Genomic DNA, 2,659 nt, shown 5'->3' on the forward strand with positions numbered 1-2,659 from the left:
CCACTCCCTGATCGTCGTCGTGGTCATGGGCAGGTGTCCCCATGTGGACAGCGCCTACGTCTTGGGCATGTGTCGTGCGTGCACTGTGGCCTCCCAAGAGGTGTTTCGCCTGGGATGGGAGCGTGGTTACTGTGCTGGCTCACGGCCAGTGGCCAGGCCCTCATGATGGTCACATGGCAATGATGGCATGGTGATGGCGTGCGGGGTCATGTCCGAGTGCGTGGCGGCGATTGTCAGCGTGGTTGCAGTGTTTGCGATGATGTCATGCTGGTGCTGGTGCTGGGCTGGGTGCTGCCGGTGGGCGTGGTGGCGATTCAACTCCGTCACTGATGGGAATGGGGCTCAGGTGCTGCCCCTGTCGCCGCCGCTCTCTGCGTTGTGGCTGTGGTCGGGGCTGGTGATGGGAACGTGGGTACTGCTGCTGGTGTGGCTGCTGTCCATGTGACCACTGTGACGGCGTTGGTGGTCACTGTCATCGCTGCTGGCTCATGGCATTGGTGCTGGTTGTTGTCGCTGTTGCTGTTGTCTTGGTCGAGGTGGCGCTAGTGATCACTGTCATTGATCGTGGCTGCGTCAGTGGCGTCACTGCTGTCATGCTGTTGACGTGCCAGTGGCAGATGGGGTGGTCAGTGTCATCGATTGTAGCTCTGCGTCTGTGGTCCCGACTTTCAAGTTGCCGTGGCGTTCAAGTTGACTTGGTCGCAGTGGTAGCTAGGTGGTTGCTGTTGCTGTTGTTGTCTTGGTATGGGGGGCGCTGGATCATGGTTGCTGGTTGCTGTTGCGGTCACCTTGGCTGAGGTGGTGCTGGCCGTGGCGGCCACAGCGGCGGTGATGGTGGTCACTGGCGCTCCTTGCTGTCCGTGTGAACGCAGTGGCAGCGTGTGGTGATCGTTGTCATCTAGTGCTCCTGCTGTGAACGCAGTGGCTGCGTGGGGCGGTTGTTGTCATCGTGGCGGCTGTGTCAGTGACGTTGAGCCTGCTATGCTGTCAGTGTGGACACAGTGGCGGTGTTGGTGTCTGCTGTCATCGTTGCCGCGGCGGCTATGCAGTGGTGGCTGACGCTCCTTGCTGTCAGTGTGGTCATCGTTGTGCCTTGTCATAGCCGCCTTTTCATGCTCCGTGCCATCAATGTGGGCGCAGGGATGGATGTGGGCGGTGGTCATCGTGCCTCGTTGCAGCCACACTTGCTGCGGTCAACGTGGCACAGTGGTGGCGTCAGCTGTCACCATCATCGCACCTCGTCGCAGTCACGCTCCGAGTCTGTGCCGCCACCGTGGGCACAGTGGCGGTGTTGGTGTCTGCTGTCATCGTAGCTGTGTCTGTGGCATCGTGCTGGCCATGCTGTCATTGCGGCCACAGCGGTGGTTTTGGGTCATCGTCCTCGTTGCGGCTGTAGTCGTGGTGGCTGACATTCTGTGCTACCACAGTGGCGGCATTGGTGGTCGGTGTCATCAACACGGCTGCGGCTGTGTCAGTGGCATCATGATCGTGCTTGCTATGCTGTCCGTGTGAACGCATTTGCGGCGCTGGTGGTCATTGTCATCGTCCTCATGATGATGGCAGCGGCCTCGCCTTGTTGTCAATGTGGGCGCAGTGGCGGCGTTGGTGGCTGTCGCCATTGGTCACCGTTGTGTTGGTGGCATCGTGCTCGCCGTGCTGCTGATGCGGTCACAGTGGTAACAATGGTGGTTGCTGTCGCTGCTGTTGTCGTTGCGGCTGTCTCAGTAGTGACTGGCGCTCCCTTGCTGTCCATGTGGCCGCATTGACGGTGCTGGTGGTCATTGTCATCGTTGCGACTGTGTCAGTGGCGTTGAGCCTGTTATGCTGTCCATGTGAGCACTGTGGTGGCTTGGTGGTTGCTGTCATCGCTGTCATGGTCGCAGCTGTCGTAGTAGTGGCTGACGCTCCATGCTGCCTAGGTGGCCGCAGTGGCGGCATTGGTGGTCATCGTCAACGTTGCGGCTACTACTGTGACAGTGGCACTGGCCCCACTGTGCCGCAGGCTGCTGTCAGTGTGGACATGGTGGCGGCGTGTTGTGGTTGCTGTCATCGCTGCGGCAGTGTCAGCGGTGGTCATCGTCATTGCACCTTGTCACAAGTCGCACTCTGTGTCCCTTGCTTGTTCAGTGTGTCGTACTTGTCGAGAGTGTCTTGGTGTCATCCCTTACTCTCCCCCCACGTCTGTCGCCTCTCCTTCTTCACTTCTCTCTCCTTCTCTTTCTCTCTTTCTCTTCTTCCTTCGCACTTGCCCATACTCTTCTCTCTCTCTCTCTCTCACCTTCTCTCTCTCTCTTTCTCCCCGGCCCTGATACAGTTGTGTGGCTGTCGCTGGCGGGCGCTGCTAAACAACTGTGTGGGGTTTCTTTTTGTCCCGTTTTTTGCATGTTTGCACCCCTTTTTTCTCGTTTATGGCTCGGTCCCCTATCTTGGGCGTATAAGGCCTCGACTAATAAATCTCTCATTAACCCTAACCCTAACCCTAACCCGGTCACAGTGGCGGCATTGGTGGTCATCGTCAACGTTGCGGCTACTACTGTGGCAGTGGCACTGGCCCCACTGTGCCGCAGGCTGCTGTCAGTGTGGACATGGTGGCGGCGTGTTGTGGTTGCTGTCATCGCTGCGGCAGTGTCAGCGGTGGTCATCGTCATTGCACCTTGTC

At 58.7% G+C, this 2,659-nt stretch carries 2 protein-coding genes; both read right to left on the bottom strand.

The window, feature by feature from the left end:
• Positions 1 to 1,344: 1,344 nt before the first annotated feature.
• Positions 1,345 to 1,518, bottom strand: coding sequence for a hypothetical protein (locus tag P4L78_RS01100; protein ID WP_309326381.1), 174 nt, complete (start codon positions 1,516 to 1,518; stop codon positions 1,345 to 1,347).
• Positions 1,519 to 2,198: 680 nt separating this feature from the next.
• Positions 2,199 to 2,659, bottom strand: a 461-nt coding sequence (locus P4L78_RS01105) for a hypothetical protein (protein WP_309326383.1), incomplete at its 5' end; no start/stop codon positions are given.

This window comes from Silvimonas sp. (assembly GCF_031291215.1).
Classification (GTDB): Bacteria; Pseudomonadota; Gammaproteobacteria; order Burkholderiales; family Chitinibacteraceae; genus Silvimonas; species Silvimonas soli.